Source organism: Chloroflexus aurantiacus J-10-fl (genome assembly GCF_000018865.1).
GTDB classification, from domain to species: domain Bacteria; phylum Chloroflexota; class Chloroflexia; order Chloroflexales; family Chloroflexaceae; genus Chloroflexus; species Chloroflexus aurantiacus.
Window position 1 is genome coordinate 3,738,295 of record NC_010175.1, and the last position, 15,771, is coordinate 3,754,065.

General features: G+C 58.9%; 11 protein-coding genes. 6 read left to right on the forward strand and 5 right to left on the reverse strand.

Annotation, left to right across the window (positions count from 1 at the left end; all coding sequences use genetic code 11):
- Positions 1 to 61: 61 nt before the first annotated feature.
- Complete coding sequence (gene zigA / locus CAUR_RS14685) at positions 62 to 1,288, reverse strand: zinc metallochaperone GTPase ZigA (RefSeq protein WP_165446171.1); 1,227 nt, start codon at positions 1,286 to 1,288, stop codon at positions 62 to 64.
- Positions 1,289 to 2,396: 1,108 nt separating this feature from the next.
- Complete coding sequence (locus tag CAUR_RS14690; protein ID WP_012258651.1) at positions 2,397 to 4,019, reverse strand: aspartate:alanine exchanger family transporter; 1,623 nt, start codon at positions 4,017 to 4,019, stop codon at positions 2,397 to 2,399.
- Between the two features lie 91 nt (positions 4,020 to 4,110).
- Between CAUR_RS14690 and CAUR_RS14695 the strand changes: the two genes are divergently transcribed.
- Together CAUR_RS14695 and CAUR_RS14700 are read left to right on the forward strand one after the other, a co-directional pair.
- Positions 4,111 to 4,428 carry a metal-sulfur cluster assembly factor gene (locus CAUR_RS14695; protein WP_012258652.1) on the forward strand — a complete coding sequence of 106 codons (318 nt, stop codon included), beginning with the start codon at positions 4,111 to 4,113 and terminating at the stop codon, positions 4,426 to 4,428.
- A gap of 81 nt (positions 4,429 to 4,509) precedes the next feature.
- On the forward strand, positions 4,510 to 5,241 hold the full coding sequence (locus tag CAUR_RS14700; protein WP_012258653.1) for an aromatic amino acid hydroxylase: 732 nt from the start codon (positions 4,510 to 4,512) through the stop codon (positions 5,239 to 5,241).
- A 471-nt stretch (positions 5,242 to 5,712) separates the two neighbouring features.
- On the opposite strand, the gene CAUR_RS14705 is transcribed toward CAUR_RS14700, so the two are convergent.
- On the reverse strand, positions 5,713 to 6,561 hold the full coding sequence (locus CAUR_RS14705; protein WP_012258654.1) for a CAP domain-containing protein: 849 nt from the start codon (positions 6,559 to 6,561) through the stop codon (positions 5,713 to 5,715).
- A gap of 1,396 nt (positions 6,562 to 7,957) precedes the next feature.
- Here CAUR_RS14705 and CAUR_RS14710 point away from each other — a divergent pair.
- The 4 genes from CAUR_RS14710 to CAUR_RS14725 are packed head-to-tail and all read left to right on the forward strand — an operon-like array spanning position 7,958 to position 12,265.
- Positions 7,958 to 9,955, forward strand: coding sequence for a M15 family metallopeptidase (locus tag CAUR_RS14710; protein WP_012258655.1), 1,998 nt, complete (start codon positions 7,958 to 7,960; stop codon positions 9,953 to 9,955).
- Positions 9,956 to 9,970: 15 nt separating this feature from the next.
- Positions 9,971 to 10,729: an SDR family NAD(P)-dependent oxidoreductase gene (locus CAUR_RS14715; RefSeq protein WP_012258656.1), complete on the forward strand. Its 759-nt coding sequence runs from the start codon at positions 9,971 to 9,973 to the stop codon at positions 10,727 to 10,729.
- Positions 10,730 to 10,741: 12 nt separating this feature from the next.
- Positions 10,742 to 11,395: a fructose-6-phosphate aldolase gene (gene fsa, locus CAUR_RS14720; protein WP_012258657.1), complete on the forward strand. Its 654-nt coding sequence runs from the start codon at positions 10,742 to 10,744 to the stop codon at positions 11,393 to 11,395.
- 9 nt (positions 11,396 to 11,404) lie between these two features.
- Positions 11,405 to 12,265 (forward strand): nucleoside/nucleotide kinase family protein, encoded by an 861-nt coding sequence (locus tag CAUR_RS14725; RefSeq protein ID WP_012258658.1) that lies wholly within the window; start codon positions 11,405 to 11,407, stop codon positions 12,263 to 12,265.
- Positions 12,266 to 12,455: 190 nt separating this feature from the next.
- On the opposite strand, the gene CAUR_RS14730 is transcribed toward CAUR_RS14725, so the two are convergent.
- Both CAUR_RS14730 and CAUR_RS14735 read right to left on the reverse strand, forming a co-directional pair.
- The gene (locus tag CAUR_RS14730; protein WP_012258659.1) at positions 12,456 to 14,780 is read right to left on the reverse strand and encodes a transketolase-like TK C-terminal-containing protein; all 2,325 of its coding nucleotides are present in this window, start codon (positions 14,778 to 14,780) and stop codon (positions 12,456 to 12,458) included.
- 408 nt (positions 14,781 to 15,188) lie between these two features.
- A complete protein-coding gene (locus CAUR_RS14735) occupies positions 15,189 to 15,467 on the reverse strand; it encodes a hypothetical protein (protein WP_044233670.1) in 279 nt (92 codons plus the stop codon).
- Positions 15,468 to 15,771: the final 304 nt, after the last annotated feature.

Consider the following 15,771-nt stretch of genomic DNA (forward strand, 5'->3'; position numbering starts at 1 on the left):
GCGACACCTATCCTATGCGAGCATGACGGTCGCTGTCAACGCTGAGCGAATGCTGCTGTTGTCAGCGGTGGTAATCCTCTTCGTCCAGGATCATAACCGGCTCCCAGCTTCCGAATGGATCGGTAAACGTTGCCCAGCCGGTTGGACCGGGTCTCATCTCCTCATCGGTCAACAAACACGATGTTATGCGTTTTCGCAGGGCTGCTTCATCGAGGTCCTGACCGATAAATACCAGCTCTTGCCGACGATCACCCCACTGATCGTCCCAGATTGCCGCCAGTGCCGCTGCTTCGGCGGGATCATCCGGCTGGTCGGCTACCGCTGCCCACCACCATCCACCCGGTTCAATGCGGCAGGAAGCACCGGCTTGTGACCAGATTCCGCACTGGTGCATACGGGTTGCCAGCCAAAAAATACCCTTCGAGCGCAGTACTCCCGGCCATTCCTCGTGGAGCAGGTTCCATAATCGCTGCGGATGAAATGGTCGCCGGGCACGGAAGACGAAGCTGCTAATCCCGTATTCTTCCGTTTCGGGTGTGTGTTCGCCACGCAATTCCTTGAGCCAGCCCGGCATCTGTGCTGCCCGCTCGAAGCTAAACAGTCCGGTGTTGAGAATGTGGTCGAGAGGAACTTGTCCAAACACGCTGCGGATCAGGCGAGCTTCTGGGTTCAGTTTGCGCAAGAGTGCTTCAAGCCGGATCAGATCGGCTTCACTCACCAGATCGATCTTGTTCAGGACAATTACATCTGCGAACTCCACCTGATCGATCAGCAGATCAACCACTGTTCGCTCGTCGTCGCCGCTGACAGCCAGATCACGGTCACGCAATTCGTCTAGCGAATGCAGGTCACGCGGAAAGGCAAAGGCGTCAACGACCGTAACCATCGTGTCGAGGCGAGCAATCTCACTCAGGGATGTGCCATCGGGACCAGGAAAGGTAAACGTCTCCGCTATCGGTAAGGGTTCGGCAATGCCGGTCGACTCGATCAGGAGATAGTCGAATCGGCCTGCAAGGGCCAGGCGGGCAACTTCGATGAGCAAATCCTCGCGGAGGGTACAACAGATACAGCCGTTCGTTAGCTCCACTAATCGTTCCTCTGTGCGACTGAGAGCAGCACCGCCAGAACGGATTAAATGCGCATCGATATTGACCTCGCTCATATCGTTGACGATGACTGCTACCCGAAGACCGGCCCGATTGGTCAGTACGTGGTTGAGTAGGGTCGTCTTGCCGCTACCGAGAAATCCGGATAGGACGGTAACGGGTATTGGTTGTGAGGCGGGCATTTGTTGTTCCATATTGATACATTATATCATTTTTTGATTGACCAAAAAGGTGCCGCTGGATGCGGCAGTGAAATGATACCTTATATCAATATGGCTGTCAAGTCGAACGACCGGCGTGTCGAATACCTAACCAACCAGGGCACCGGCAGGATCGCGGCACCGAGACCCAGAGGACACAGTGGTTGGTATGTAGAACCTACCCGTGACCAGCAGGGTCAACGGCGTACCACGCGCCGGATCGTGAGTACGGCTGCTGCGGCAGCCATGCTGCCGCACTCCAAACATCGCGACACGCGCATGATGTGCGGGCAAGGCAACCAGTCCAACGAGAGATTCTCCTGTGCTCTCTGTGCCTCTGTGGTGCACCTGACCAACCGGGGTGCCCGCAGGATCGCGGCACCGAGACCCAGAGGACACAGTGGTTGGTATGTAGAACCTACCCGTGACCAGCAGGGTCAACGGCGTACCACGCACCGGATCGTGAGTACGGCTGCTGCGGCAGCATGGCTGCCGCACTCCAAACATCGCGACACGCGCATGATGTGCGGGCAAGGCAACCAGTCCAACGAGAGATTCTCCGGTGCTCTCTGTGTCTCTGTGGTGCACCTGACCAACCAGGGCACCGGCAGGATCGCGGCACCGAGACCTGGATGAGACAGCGGTTGGTATTGTAGAACCTACCCGTGACCAGCAGGGTCAACGGCGTACCACGCGCCGGATCGTGAGTACGGCTGCTGCGGCAGCCATGCTGCCGCACTCCAAACATCGCGACACGCGCATGATGTGCGGGCAAGGCAACCAATCCAGCGCGTGATGGCACGATCAGAGCTGCTCTCTGCCGACGGTTCAGAAGTATGGTAGGCTGTTGTTGGTCATTGGCAAGCGTTCATGCACCTGTGCGACTGTCTGGGAGCACGACCGCACAGCTTTTTTTGCAACTTCCTCTATGCTCTCTGTGCCTCTGTGGTGCGCATCACCAACCGGGGCACCGGCAGGATCGCGTTGCCGAGACCTGGAAAACACAGCGAAGGTTCACATGAAACTCTCTGTGCCCGCCGTGCCTCGGTGGTGCATCCAAAACAACCGTGGCGCAGGTATCCCGTCACCTTCATCCAAGCAGAATCTGGGCCAGAATGATCTTCACAACCATGGCTGTCGGGAAGACCATCGCGTAGCCGATATTAGGTGCTTCGTTGCCGGCCTGCTCATTGGCGAACGCCAGCACTGCCGGTTGGGTCTGGAGACCGGCCAGCATCCCGATCAGCAGGCTGAACGGTATCTTGAGCAGTTTATAACCGATAAAGAGGGTTAGTATGGCAACCGGTATCGTGATCAGCGCACCTCCGATGAAGAGGAACAGGCCATTGCCCTGGGTGATGGTGGTGAAGAAGCTGTAGCCGGCACGGGTGCCAATGCCGGCCAGGAAGAGGGTCATGCCAACCTGGCGTAATGTGAGATTGGCGCTGTACGGCAGGCTCCAGATAATCGGCCCGGTGCGGCCACGCCAGCCGAGGATGAGGGCGACAATCAGCGGGCCACCGGCCAGGCCAAGCGAGAAACTTCCCCCACCGGGTAGCGGAATAGGGATCAGTCCCACCAGCATGCCGAGTGCAGTACCCAAACCCAGCGAAACTACGTCAATTTCGGCCAGCGAACGGTAGGAGTCGCCGAAGAAGGCGCTGACCCGATCCATATTGTCGCGTTGGGTGACAACACGCACCCGATCACCGGGTTCAAGCACTGTATCGCCGTGCGGTAAGAGTTCAACATCACCACGGCGAATGCGGGTGATGACCGCTCCGAGGGTGGAGGGCAGGTTGAGCATGCGCAGTGGCACTCCAATAACCGCCGGATTGGAGACGAAGATACGCCGGAAGTCGAGGGTATGACGGTCGAGCATGAGTTGCTCGTCGGTTGGCTCACCAAGTACAGCCGTGACCTGGGCCACGGCTTCCGGCGAGCCAACGACACTGATCAGGTCACCGGTATTGAGCCGGGCTGCTCCGGTAGCCAGCTCGATCCGGCCATCATGTTGGCGTCGGCTGAAGATGACGTTCCAGCCATTAGCTCTGACCAGTTCGGCAATGCTTTGCCCGTCCACATTGGCGTTGGTCACGCGAATAGTGCAGTTGATCAGGTGCTCGCCAACTGCCCCGAATTCGCGAAGCTGCTGGCTTTCCTGCGCCAGATCGATCCGCCAGAGCCGGCGCGTCAGGTAGATGGCAAGGATCATGCCGAGTACACCAACCGGGTAAGCCACCGAGTAGCCGACCACCGGTTCGGTACGGAGCACTTCATCTGCGCCTCGTTGACTCAACTGCTCGATGACCGCCGCCAGGGCTGGGGTGTTGGTCAGACTGCCGGCGAAGAGACCGGCGGTTTGCGCGCTGTTGAGACCCAGGATCATGCGCAGCACGACAGCAATACCGGCGGCAACGACGATGACTCCACCCACAAACAGGTTGTTACGTAGCCCGCGTCGGCGAAAGGATGCGATAAAACCGGGGCCGCTGCTCAGGCCAATCGTGTAGACGAAGATGACCAGACCGAGCAGGTAGATGATGTCGGGCAGCCGCAGTCGTTGATCGAGTGCGCCAAAGGCCAGCCCAACGAAGAGTACGGCTGCTACTCCAAGACTGATTCCACCGATGTTGATCCTGCCGATCAGGTAGCCGATTGCCGATACTGTAAAGAGTAGCAGGAGGGGGTTGTTGGCTAATATATCGATCATGATGGTGTTCATCCTCTCGTATCATGTCGTTGTTATCCGCCGTGTATGGTATCATGCAAGAGGCAACCCACGGTTAAGAAAGAGGGATCGTATGATTACTGAAGATATGGTTCGGGCAGCGTTGAAGAATGTGGTCGATCCGGAGATCGGCCTGGATGTCGTCAATCTCGGTCTGGTGTACCGCATTGATATTCTCGATGGCGGCAAGACCGTTGATATTGATATGACCCTGACTACACCGGCCTGTCCGGCAGGGCCGCAGATTCTCGAACAGGCTCGCCGGGAAGTGATGGCGTTGAAAGAAGTCTACAAGGAACTTGAAAACGTCAAAATTAATCTGGTCTGGACGCCGTTCTGGAATCCGTCGATGATGTCAGAAGAGGCGCGGGAAGAGTTAGGGTTCTTCTAAGTGGTAAGCGAACGGTGAGTATTGGGCGATACTCGCCGTTCGTTGACGATTCAGTAGCATACAATACAAGGGGGTATTGTCATGACAACCATTGCTCCGCCCGCGATGCCTGCCTACACTGAAGAAGACCATCTGGTTTGGGCAACACTCTGTGCACGCCAGGTTCCCCGGCTTGATCGGTACGCCTGTCGGCTCTTCCGCGAAGGGTTTCGTAAACTCAATCTCGATTTGCAGCGTCTCCCCGATCCGGTACAGGTAAGCGAACGGCTGGCCGCGATGACCGGCTGGACGTTGTGTGACGCTCAAAACGAGTATCTCAATCCCACCGAATGGTTCGAGCATATCGCCGAACGACGTTTTCCGGTCACCAATTACATTCGGCGCATGGACGAGCTTGATTTCACACCGCTCCCCGATCTGTTCCACGAGTACATCGGTCATCTGGCGTTTTTCACCGATCAGCGGTTTGCCGATATTGCCCAGGCGTTTGGGCCGCTCTACTTTGCCGGCGATGAACGGCAGCGGCTCGAAATTGCCCGTCTCTGGTGGTACAGTATCGAGTTTGGCCTGATCCGCGAAGATGGTGAGTTACGCGCCTTTGGTGCCGGTCTGCTGTCGTCGATTGGTGAACTCGACCACGCCTTCGCCCCCGATACGCCGCGAGTACCCTTCGATATTCGACGGGTTGCCAATACACCAGGGGCGGCCTATTCGATGCATGAAACCTACTTCATCCTTGAGGATTTAGAGCACGTTGCGGCTATTTTGCGCGATTACGCTGCAATGGAAGGACTGCCGCCGGTGCAGATCTGATACAGGACCGGTGAGGAATCTGTACCGGGGTCTGTCCTCTTAGTTAGTGAAGGTGGTGACTTCGCCTGCTCCACCTGGAAAGATGGTGTTGGACATGTTACGGCGTGCATACCAGGCCCAAGAGCCTGGTATGCCGGTAGACGGCTGTGTAAGCGATGGAGAAGTCATCTCCTTGAAACCGGGTGATCGTAGCGAGAATGAACGTCGTGCAGGTCACCGGTGCGACACGCGCCTGATACTGAGTACGGTGAGTGCGGCAGCAGCGCTGCCGCACTCCACATGACGTGACACGCATATCACCGAGCGTAGAAACCCAATCCGATGCGTGATTGTGTAGAGGACGGTCGCAGTTCTCGCTGCCCTTTGGTCATGCAGAAAGCAGGCTATGCCGTCTGGTGTCCATTGTCAACGTTCGTGAGCCTGGGCGCCTGTAAGGTGTTACAGCAAGGCGATACAAATAATCACGCCCCATCAACTCCCACTTCCCGTCTGAAATTGCCAGGTGTAGCTAAACGGTTGATTTGCGTATGATCCGTTGACTGAAACCTCGATCAATGTGTTGGGGGGAAGGCTGAGCGTTGGCGTGATCACGATCCCCTTGTGTCCAACCGGTAATGAGGTTGAGAAGCTATGCGCGAGATTGCCGCCACCCACGACACGTAAAGCAGTGCTGCTGACAATCGGGGTGTCGCCGAAGTAGCGCCAATGTACGGTGATCGGGAATTGCGTCGGTGGGATGTCGGTCTGATTCGGTGCCGGATAGCGCACCGGCCAGTTGGGGTAACTGTCGCCATTGTTGAAATACGATAGTACATCCAGTGCTGCCGCGCTTGTATTTCCATTACTGGTTGTGTAGAAGCCGAAACCGAATGTAGGAGTCGTCGGGTACAGGAGCCAGATCCGGTGACCGACCGAGCGCATCCAGCCATCAACGGCGTGGGCAGGTTCCCACACAATACCTCCTCCAATCCAGGCATTGCCTTTTTGGGCGCAGATCTGGCCGGCAGCGGAAGCGAAAGGACGGTTCGGGTCCTGGTTATGCGTCAGGTGATTGTTTTCGGCCATATAGCGGGCGTGTTCAAAGCAATTGCTGTTGAGGGTAGCATCTTCGGTGACCGGAGGAACACCGGCGCGTAGTCGATAGCCGTTCACCCGTTCCAGCCAGTTGCTAGAAAGTGGTGGCAATGGATTGGCGACCATTGGGATGAAGACAGTGGTGGTTGTTGTCTGCGTAACGGGTTGAGCCAGGGCGTTGGTTGACACGATGAGTAGCATCAGAGCGACAACACAATACCGACGGAATGGAAAGTGGTTTGCCACGAGCAGCTCCTTACTGAAATCCGTTCCGGTTATCTTGCTCTAGTGTACATGGTGTTTACCGTGAGAGACAATAGCTCATCCTGGCTATTCTGCGGGTAGGATGCTGTTTATTGACATAATGCGATAGTGTGTAATTTGTGAGTTCCCTTTGAACGCGGCAGGTGCTCTCGCGGGTGGACGGGCGGGTTGAGGACGGGCCTGGCTAGCGCGCCGGGGGTGGCGGGACTGGAGGCGGTGTTATCCATACCATCAGCAAACCGTGCTGCAAGCGCGGCAAGCGCTCTCGCGGGTGGACGGGCGGGTTGAGGACGGGCCTGGCTAGCGCGCCGGGGGTGGCGGGACTGGAGGCGGTGTTATCCATACCATCAGCAAACCGTGCTGCAAGCGCGGCAAGCGCTCTCGCGGGTGGACGGGCGGGTTGAGGACGGGCCTGGCTAGCGCGCCGGGGGTGGCGGGACTGGAGGCGGTGTTATCCATACCATCAGCAAACCGTGCTGCAAGCGCGGCAAGCGCTCTCGCGGGTGGACGGGCGGGTTGAGGACGGGCCTGGCTAGCGCGCCGGGGGTGGCGGGACTGGAGGCGGTGTTATCCATACCATCAGCAAACCGTGCTGCAAGCGCGGCAAGCGCTCTCGCGGGTGGACGGGCGGGTTGAGGACGGGCCTGGCTAACGCGTCGGGGGTGGCGGGGCTGGTAGATGTGGCATTCATACCATCAACAGACCGTGCTGCAAGCGCGGCAAGCGCTCTCGCGGGTGGACGGGCGGGTTGAGGACGGGCCTGGCTAGCGCGCCGGGGGTGGCGGGACTGGAGGCGGTGTTATCCATACCATCAGCAAACCGTGCTGCAAGCGCGGCAAGCGCTCTCGCGGGTGGACGGGCGGGTTGAGGACGGGCCTGGCTAACGCGTCGGGGGTGGCGGGGCTGGTAGATGTGGCATTCATACCATCAACAGACCGTGCTGCGAGCGCGGTAAGCGCTCTCGCGGGTGGACGGGCGGGTTGAGGACGGGCCTGGCTAGCGCGCCGGGGGTGGCGGGACTGGAGGCGGTGTTATCCATACCATCAGCAAACCGTGCTGCAAGCGCGGCAAGCGCTCTCGCGGGTGGACGGGCGGGTTGAGGACGGGCCTGGCTAGCGCGCCGGGGGTGGCGGGGCTGGAGGCAGTGTTATCAGTACCATCAGCAGACCGTGCTGCGAGCGCGGTAGACACTCTCGCGGGTGGACGGGCGGGTTGAGGACGGGCCTGGCTAGAGCGCCGGGGGTGTCGGCGCTGGTGTCATGCCGGTTTTACCCATCCTGATCAGTCTTGCTGATAAAACTTGAAATCTGAATTGCCTTCTCTGCCGCCCTGTGCTACGATGAGCCTTGAGCGTTCGCCACTTGTGACGGAGTAAGCTATGAGCGATGCCGATGGAGAGATTGTCTCGGTTGGAAGACCGGATCGCGCCGGAAAGAGTCGATTGGGTAGTGCTGTCTCACAGGTGGTTGTCGTTGCCGATGAGCGACCGTTTGCCGTCGCGTTGGCTGCTTACCAGCGGGCAGATACGACGTTGTTGCCCCATTTTTACCTGGCTCGCGATGGCACGCGCTATCAATTGTTGACAGCCGGACGTGCCGGTTGGGGGGCCGGGCGGGCGATCTGGCGTCAGCGCTGGCGTAATCTTGATCGTAGTGCGTTGATTCTCTGCCTCGAAGCGCCTTCGGTCACCGATCTCAGTGAGGCGCAGGCGACAGTTCTGGCAGGCTGGCTCCCGGCGCTGGTTGCCCAACATCATCTGTCACTGGCCGATGTCGGGATGCTGGTGTCAGCGGCCAATGGTCAGGTGCGGTTGCAGCCGTATATTCCGCCTGCCCCGCCGGTAGAGCCTGCCCTCGATACGGCGTTCGTGCTGGGGAGTGGCGTGCGGTCGCCAGAGCAGGAGCTTTGGCTGGGTCTGGCTACGATTACCTGGCGGCAACGGGGAGCGCAGTTGCGCCTTAATCAAGCCTTTTCGCTGTATTGGGGGAAGGTTGATCTGGGTGCACCGCTGGCACCTAACGAGCCGCCACCGGTGGCTGTCGATGGCAAGACGTACAATTTTCAGGTCTTTGCCCGCGATACGATCTTTAATGAAGGCACGCAGTACGCCGCTGTTCAGCGTTTGTCCGATCTGCTCGGCCCCGACATTGGGGCGATTCCGACTGCCGGTGTGAGCCGAGCGTTGATTGAGGCAAGTTATCGTAGTGCGCTCAAAGCCAGTGCCGCTCGCGCACCACTCGAAGGGAAGACGGAGTTTCGGGCCGATTGGAAATTTCATTTTGTCGCTCTGCAGGCCCGCCTTGGCCCGGCACTCAGTGGCAATTATGTGACTGCCGACCGCGCCTTTGCAGTGCAGGTCTTTGCCGGTGATACGCTCTATACCCCGATGAGTCAGCAGTCCGGTTGTTTCTTTCTCAGCCTGACCGATCCGGCCAGTCCGCAGTACGCTCTCATCTGGGCCGAGACCTGTAAGGTGGCCGGGATTCCGTATCTGCCTACCGATCCGTTTCATCAGCGGGCTATCGAATTGAAGTTGGGCACGCCGTTGAGCGGGGTCATGCGTGAGACGATTAACGGGCAGGTCTATGATGTGCAGGTCTTTGCGTATGATACGTTGTACCGGGGCAGTGATGGGGTCATTCGCCGTATGAGCGAACTGCCGCGTCCGGCTGAGGTGCAGAACTGGCAGCCCAAACCGGTTGCGCAACCGGTACAACCGACGCCGGCACCGCAACCTGCACCGGCACCGGCGCCATCGCCATCACCGTCACCATCACCTGCCGTTGATGTGCGCAATGCCCCGGAGGTGGTACGGGCGGGTGAGCCGCGTCGCGATCCCAACTGGCCACCCAAACCTGATTTCAACATCCTGACCGACCGGAACAATCAGCGTGAGCAGGTGCTGGGGAAGATTGAGTGGGTACGGCGGAGTGGTGATGATATTACGATCACAAATGATTGGGTTGCCCGTCACATTATCGAGGTGCATATTCCGCAATTGGAGCGTTTTCGGAATACCAACGGTGGGCGGATTAAGTTTCATCGGGTCGCTGCCGACCAGTTACGGCGGTTGTGGCAGGCATGGGAAGATGCCGGTCTGCTCCATTTGGTGCTAACATTTGACGGGGCCTGGTGGCCACGGACGATCCGCAGCAATCCGACGACGTTGAGTAATCACGCTTACGGGACGGCGTTTGATATTAATGCGCAGTGGAACGGCTTTTACAAGCCGGCGGCGCTGGTTGGTGATCGCGGTTCGGTGCGTGAACTGGTACCCATTGCCAATGCCCTCGGTTTCTTCTGGGGTGGTCACTGGAACTACGATGGCAGGGGAGCCAGTGATGGTATGCATTTTGAGTGGGCAGTTGCCCGTTGAGCAAAGGAGCGCATCATGCAACTGCAAGGGTTGAGTGTCCTCGTTACCGGTGGTGCATCCGGTCTGGGCGCAGCGACGGCTGAGCGATTGGCCGGGGCCGGCGCACGAGTAACGATTGCTGATTTGAACGAAGCTGCCGGTACGGAACTGGCGGAGCGGATCGGGGGGCAATTTGTGCGCACCGATGTCACCGATCCGGCGCAGTGTGCTGCGGCTGTCAGCGCCGCGGCTGCGCAGCAGGGGCTGCACGTTCTGGTATGTTGCGCCGGGATCGTGCTGGCCGAGCGGATGCTTGGTCGGGAAGGCGTGCATGATCCGGCGCGTTTCAAGCGGGTGATCGAGGTCAATTTGATTGGTACCTTTCAAATGATGCTGTACGCTGCCCAGGCGATGAGTCAGAATCAGCCGAACGATGAGGGCGAGCGTGGTGTTATCATCAATACGGCGTCGATTGCGGCCTTCGATGGGCAGATCGGGCAGGTAGCCTACGCTGCTTCAAAGGCGGGGGTGGTTGGGATGGCACTACCGGCAGCGCGGGAGCTGGCCCGCTTTGGGATTCGGGTGATGACAATCGCGCCGGGTATTTTTGATACGGCCATGATGGCGAGTCTGCCGGCGGCTGCCCGTGAGTCGCTTGGTGCCCAGGTGCCGTTTCCACCGCGACTGGGGCGACCTGCCGAGTACGCAGCATTGGCCCAACATATCATTGAAAATCCGATGTTGAACGGAGAAGTTATTCGGCTCGATGGCGCGATTCGGATGGCGCCAAAATAACGGAGGAGACTAATGCAAATCTATCTCGATACGGCAAATCTGGCCGAGATTCGTGAAGCAGCCAGTTGGGGCATTCTTAGCGGGGTGACGACGAACCCGACCCTCATTGCTCGTGAAAAAGGAGCTGATTTTAAGGCGATCATCACCGAAATTGCCGAGCTGGTTGATGGGCCGATCAGTGCCGAGACCATCTCGCTCGATGCCGAGGGAATGGTGCGCGAGGGGCTGGAGTACGCCTCGTGGCATCCGAATGTGATCATCAAGGTACCGAGTACAACCGAAGGGTTGCGGGCGGTGAGCCAACTGGCTAAACACGGCATTCGCTGCAATGTGACGCTCTGTTTCAATTCGGTGCAGGCGTTACTGGCGGCGCGGGCCGGTGCGTTTATCATCAGCCCGTTCGTTGGCCGCGTCGATGATACTGGTGTTGATGGAATGGCGTTGATTCGGGAGATTGCCGGTATTTATCGCCAGGATCGTGAAATTACCACCAAAATCCTGGCCGCCTCGATCCGCCATCCGCGGCATATTGTCGAGGCGGCGCTGGCCGGTGCCGATATTGCGACCTGCCCGTTTAAGGTCTTGCAACAGGCGATGCGCCATCCGTTAACCGACCGCGGCATCGAGCAATTTCTGGCCGATTGGAAATCGCGCATGAGTTCCTGAGTTTACGCTATGCGAGAACATCCGCTTATGCTTGGGCTGGTTGGCGCCAGCGGCTCCGGGAAGACAACCCTGACCCAGGGGATTGTGCGTCTGCTCGGTGCCCATGGCGTCACACCGGTCAATCTTGATGACTACCTGCGCTACAGTCGGGCTGAGCGTGCCGTGCGCGGTATGACCGACGCCGATCCGGCGGCGATAGATTTGGATCGCATGGCGGCTGATCTGGTTGCGCTGCGGGCCGGTCGAACTATCGAGAAGCCGGTCTACGACCATACGATTGGTGCGCCACGGGGAAGTGAACGCGTTGCACCGACCGGCCTGGTTATTGCCTATGGTGCGCTCACGCTTACCCCACCGGTGCAGGTTGAATTATTCGATTTGACTGTCTATTTTGATCCGCATCCTGCACTATACCGTCGCTGGCGGGAAGAGCGAGATGTTCTTCAGCGTGGGTATACGTTGGCTGAGGTGCAGGCCGCATGGCCGGCACGTGAACGTGACATTCAGCAGTACATCGTCGTGCAGCGTCCATTGGCCGATGTCGTTGTGCGTTTTGTGCCGGGGGAAACCGGCATTGACCTGCACCTGCTGTTGCGCCGCCGGGCATTGACGTTCGAGATGGCAGATGTTGGGCAGGAAACCGGATCATCGGCGGTGCAGATACAGCAGCTTGCGGCTGATGAGGATGGACTGCCGGCTGTGCTGGTCACCGCCACATCCGATCCCGCCCTGGATCGCCTGAGTGAGGCATTGCGTGCGCGTTTACCGCGCAGTGGTCAGGTAACGGGTGACTCGCTCAACGCTACCCATCCAACGCTGCGATTTGCCCAAACGCTGATTGCGACGTTGCTCCTGCATAAATCGCTGTGACGTCAGGAACACGTTGTGGCCGGTATGAATGGGTAGGCGAAGGCATTGTCTTCGCCTACCGTATGCGGTGGTGTAACCGGTAGTTTGTCGAAAAACCGGCGATCCTGCCCATACAGGCCGCAAGCGCTCAGTGTAGAAGCCATACTCCCGCATCTGGTGAGCGTATTCAGGTCGTGACCTAACCCCCGCATCAGCCGCTATACACTTCATCTACCAGCTCAAACGCACTCTCGACAATCGACATCGAATCGAGATGGAAGGCTCGATAGAGATCATCGCGGCTTCCCGATTGACCAAAACGATCAACTCCGTGCGCTCGCAAGGGCACGCCGAAGACCGATCCGAGCCATGCCAGCGCGTGCGACGCAGCGTCATGCACCGTGACGATAGGTGCTTTACGTTCGTCTGGCAGGAAGAGCCAGCTCAAATCGTCGCCATGCCGCCAGTGTTCGTAAACCCGGCGGGCACTGGTCAGGTTGATGACGTTGACGGCAACCCCTTCCCGCTGCAAATAATGGGCTGCGCTCACCGCTTCGGGAACCAGCACACCACTGGTCACAATATGTACGAGTGGGGATCGCGCCTGATCGCGATAGTCTGTACGGTCGATCAGCCGGTAGCCACCACGCAGAACCTGCCGACGTAGTTCAGCGGTACCGAACCGATCAAGCGCGGGTTGCAATAAACTCTGGTCGATTGGCCGGGTCGAGAGGCGCAGGTAGCTGGCTGAGCCGTTCGGATCGAGACACAGGCGCAGGGCTTCGTGCAGCAGCCAGGCTGTCTCAAGCGCAAAACAGGGTTCAAAACTCGCCAGTTGCGGTAGTTCCATCCCCAACGAAGCGGTGACCGATGACTGATGGGCGCCACCTTCAGGTGAGAGCGTAATGCCACTCGGTGTGCCGACAACAATAAAGCGTGCACCTGAATACAGGCCGTAAATGAAGGCATCAAGCCCGCGACAGACAAACGGGTCGTACACCGTACCAATCGGAATCAGCGGCTCCCCAATGAGATCGCCGGCGATACCGAACATGCCCAGCAGCATAAAGAGATTCATCTCCGAGATGCCCAACTCGATATGCTGCCCACCCGGCCAGCGTCGCCAGCGCAACATACGGTAGGCTTCGGTTTCAAAGTCTGGTTCTTCGCGCCGGGCAAACACACCGGTCTTGTTGATCCAGCCGGCCAGGTTGGTAGACACCGAAACATCAGGTGATGCGGTGACGATGCGTTCGCGCAGGCCGGCGATGTCGGCAAGTCGCACCATAAAGCGTCCGAATGTGTCCTGGGTGCTGACTGTACCGCTGGTCGGGACGGTAATCTCATCGGGTAATGGGATGGCTGGTGGCGAAAGCGGGGGCGTCGCCACACCGTAGAGTCGTTTGGCCGCTTCCGCGCACAATTTCCCGCCCGGCGAATCCTCCGGCAGCCGATCCCATTCGTGGCCGGGTGGAATGGCAAACTGTTCGCGCAGGGCTTCGATCTGCTCTGGGCTAAGGAGCATCGAGTGGTTGAGCGGATTGCCGGCAATCGGTAAACCCCACCCTTTGATCGTATAGGCAAAAATGATGGTTGGTCGGCGCGGTTCGGCATCGGCTGCGGCCAGCGTCGCCAGGAGTTCGCTTACATCGTGACCACCCAGGTTGGCCAGGGTTGCCGGTAACTCATCGTCAGGCACCTGTGCCAACAGACGGGCCAATCGCTCATCGTTATTGATCAGTCGTGGACGTAGATCGCGACCATTGAGTCGAATGAGAGCCTGATACTCCTCGTTACTCATCTCGTCAATGCGCGCACGTAGCGCCTCGCCGTCCGGTTGGGCAAAGAGCGCTTGAAGTCGCCGACCATATTTGGCTTCCAACACCCGCCAGCCGCTCTCGGCAAACAATCGCTTGAGATGGGCAGCGCGAATACCAGGCACTACCCGATCCAGACTCTGACGGTTAAGGTCAACGATCCAGAGCAGATTGTCGAGCTGATCGAGCGCCGGATCGATCACCGCCTCCCAAACGTTCCCTTCATCGAGTTCAGCATCACCGACCAGCGCGATGAAGCGTTGGGTCGCCGGTTTGCCGAAGTGGGCTTCAATGTAGTGAGCACTGAGCGCGGCGAAGGCCGGGGCTACTGCCCCCAGACCAACCGATCCGGTTGAGAAATCGGGCGCATCAGGGTCTTTGGTGCGTGACGGATAAGCCTGCAAACCGCCAAATGCCCGCAGTTGCGTGAGATAGCGGGCATCGAGCCGACCGAGCAAGTACTGGAGCGCATGATAGGCTGGTGAAGCGTGTGGCTTAATCGAGACCCGGTCACCAGGTCGCAGATAACACAAATACAACGTGGTTAATATCGTCACCATTGACGCAGAAGAAGCCTGATGACCACCCACCTTTACCCCATCCAGATTGGGACGCACATGGTTAGCGTGATGGATCATCAGCGTTGACAGCCAGAGCACGCGCTGTTGCACCTCTTCAATGGCGCTAATCAGCGCAGGGTTTGGCTCAGTGTGGGGCATACATTGCTCCTCTTCATTTATTGTGCGGGGCCGAATCTATTATAGCATTCCTCCGCTCTGCTCTCATCGGGAGAGTGGGGAGTGGCGTGCTCCCCTTCCTTCGCCGCGAGCTGGGAGTGCGCGCCTCCGGTGCGCAGGTACCGGTACCATTCCCGCACGCGCCAGTTGTGCACGTGCTCGCCGGATGGTAGGTCCTCCGTTTGGGCTGGGGAGTGCCTTAGCGGCTGTGCCTGCCTGAACATCGCCGCAGGTACCGCCCGGCTCCCTGCACTGGTGGTGGCACCCCGCAGAGCATGGAACGTCGCGGCAAGCATTGGTGGCGTGGGGGCTTACCTCATCCCCCCAGCCTCCGCTCCGCTCCCGTTGCAGGCTATGCATTACCCACAACTGGTGCCAACCACGTGCGTATCAGCGGGGATGATCGCCATAAGTGCTGTTGTGGGCGACTGGCTCGGTGGCAGTGCGCCGCTCCAGCCGTGTCAGCATGTGCTGGATGAATTGCCGTACCCGCTCGTTATGCGCGTGTCGCGCGGTGTGGAGTGCGGCAGCCATGCTGCCGCGCCAGCCGTGCTCACGATCCGGCGCGGATTGTAGCGGACTCTCGTGCCGGTACGTGACTCTGATGAGGGGGATGGCTGAACGCAGGCCGGCAGCCTGCCCCACAGCGTGCTCGTACCGGTGGTGCATAGGGGCGGGTTCCGTAGGGGCGGGTTCTCAACCCGCCCCTACGGACGGTATCTGTACCGTTCACCTGACTATCCACGGGATGCGGTCGATGGGCATGTCTTGCACCGCGTGCAATGGATGGTTGTTCAGATGTGATCGCAGCCGCTACGCTCCCCGCTCCCGCGCAGCGCTATGCCTTACCCATACCCAGGTTGTCACCTTCTTCGCTCATGAGCAGCGCCTATCTCATTGTGCGCGATCCTGGGCACTATCGCGTTGCATCGCTGTCACGTGGCTCTCACGTCACGAACGGGCAGCGGATGGT

What these genes read in the sequence shown, in the direction of transcription:
- zigA (WP_165446171.1), bottom strand. Translation starts at nt 1,288, where the DNA reads ATGCCCGCCTCACAACCAATACCCGTTACCGTCCTATCCGGATTTCTC.
- CAUR_RS14690 (WP_012258651.1), bottom strand. Translation starts at nt 4,019, where the DNA reads ATGATCGATATATTAGCCAACAACCCCCTCCTGCTACTCTTTACAGTA.
- CAUR_RS14695 (WP_012258652.1), top strand. Translation starts at nt 4,111, where the DNA reads ATGATTACTGAAGATATGGTTCGGGCAGCGTTGAAGAATGTGGTCGAT.
- CAUR_RS14700 (WP_012258653.1), top strand. Translation starts at nt 4,510, where the DNA reads ATGACAACCATTGCTCCGCCCGCGATGCCTGCCTACACTGAAGAAGAC.
- CAUR_RS14710 (WP_012258655.1), top strand. Translation starts at nt 7,958, where the DNA reads ATGAGCGATGCCGATGGAGAGATTGTCTCGGTTGGAAGACCGGATCGC.
- CAUR_RS14715 (WP_012258656.1), top strand. Translation starts at nt 9,971, where the DNA reads ATGCAACTGCAAGGGTTGAGTGTCCTCGTTACCGGTGGTGCATCCGGT.
- fsa (WP_012258657.1), top strand. Translation starts at nt 10,742, where the DNA reads ATGCAAATCTATCTCGATACGGCAAATCTGGCCGAGATTCGTGAAGCA.
- CAUR_RS14725 (WP_012258658.1), top strand. Translation starts at nt 11,405, where the DNA reads ATGCGAGAACATCCGCTTATGCTTGGGCTGGTTGGCGCCAGCGGCTCC.
- CAUR_RS14730 (WP_012258659.1), bottom strand. Translation starts at nt 14,780, where the DNA reads ATGCCCCACACTGAGCCAAACCCTGCGCTGATTAGCGCCATTGAAGAG.
- CAUR_RS14735 (WP_044233670.1), bottom strand. Translation starts at nt 15,467, where the DNA reads ATGCACCACCGGTACGAGCACGCTGTGGGGCAGGCTGCCGGCCTGCGT.